Annotated in this window: 1 protein-coding gene; it reads right to left on the minus strand. The window is 41.2% G+C overall.

Annotated elements, in window-relative coordinates:
* Positions 1 to 247 precede the first annotated feature (247 nt).
* Positions 248 to 1,197, minus strand: a 950-nt coding sequence (locus ABPH35_RS10890; RefSeq protein ID WP_368849826.1) for an LPXTG cell wall anchor domain-containing protein, incomplete at its 5' end; no start/stop codon positions are given.

Genomic DNA, 1,197 nt, shown 5'->3' on the forward strand with positions numbered 1-1,197 from the left:
AAAAAGGAGGTACTGGAGGCTTATTTACCATGGGCGGAAAGTATTCAAAACAACTGTAGATAGGAAAAAGTCCCAGAGTCAAAGCGACTTTGGAACTTTTCAATATACTCCGTTATGGAGCGGTTACGTTACGCAGCGACTAGTGAATGCAAAAAATAACCAGAGAGCATCAATCTCTGGTTATTTGTATTGCCTCCTCATGGAAAGATAACAAAATCATCTCTCCACTAGCGTATCAATCGTCGAATTATTCTTTGTCTTCTGATTTTTTCTTGCCAAGTCCGAGCAATGCAGCGAATCCTAATGCAGTAACACCGTATACAAATGCAGCATTATCCACTGTATCGCCTGTATTTGGCAATTGCTTAGCAGAATTTGATTTTTCCAATAATGGGGTTTCGGTTGAAGTAGCCGGTGTAACTGTTACTTGAACTTTATTTACCCCATTCGCTTCAGCATCAGCTCCTTTGGATTCAAGCTTTTGCTCTGTGTTTTTATCAAAATTCGTACCTGCATTAGATCCAAGATTTAAAATCGGTTTCGTATGACTAGCAGATAGACCTACTTCATAGCGTCCTTTGACAACCAGTTTTTCGCCTAGAATAACTGTGCCATCACCAGTTACTCGATCTGTGACAGTCGCATTCCCCTGAGCATTTACAGTTACAATCTTACCTGGGTTGACTTCCTCAACTTTGGCTTTAACCTGGTCTTGTTCATCAGCCGTTAGACTTGTTTCATCCTTAACTGGTATCTTGGCAGTTGGAATATTTATACCCGCATTAGATCCAAGATTCAAAATTGGTTTCGCATGAGCAGCAGATAAACCAACTTCATAGCGTCCTTTAGCAGCCAGTTTTTCACCTGAAATAACTGTGCTATTGCCGGTTGCTGGATTGGTTACCGTCGCATTACCTTGCTCATCTACAGTAACAATCTTACCTGGATTGACTTCTTCGACTTTGCCCTTAATCTTGTCCCGTTCATCAGCCGTTAGGTTAGTTTCATCTCTAACCAGTGTCTTTTCAGTTGGAATTTCCACAGTATCATCAGGGTTTTGATTTGTATCCGTTGTGCCATCAACTGGTTTCTTAATGTCAACTGGGACGTTCACTTCTTCGCTTGAACCGTCTTTGTAGGTAATCACTACTGGTACATCGTGGTGACCTTCCTCTGTTGGAATTGTATTACCTTCTT

The organism is Streptococcus handemini, from assembly GCF_040984445.1.
Classification (GTDB): Bacteria; Bacillota; Bacilli; order Lactobacillales; family Streptococcaceae; genus Streptococcus; species Streptococcus handemini.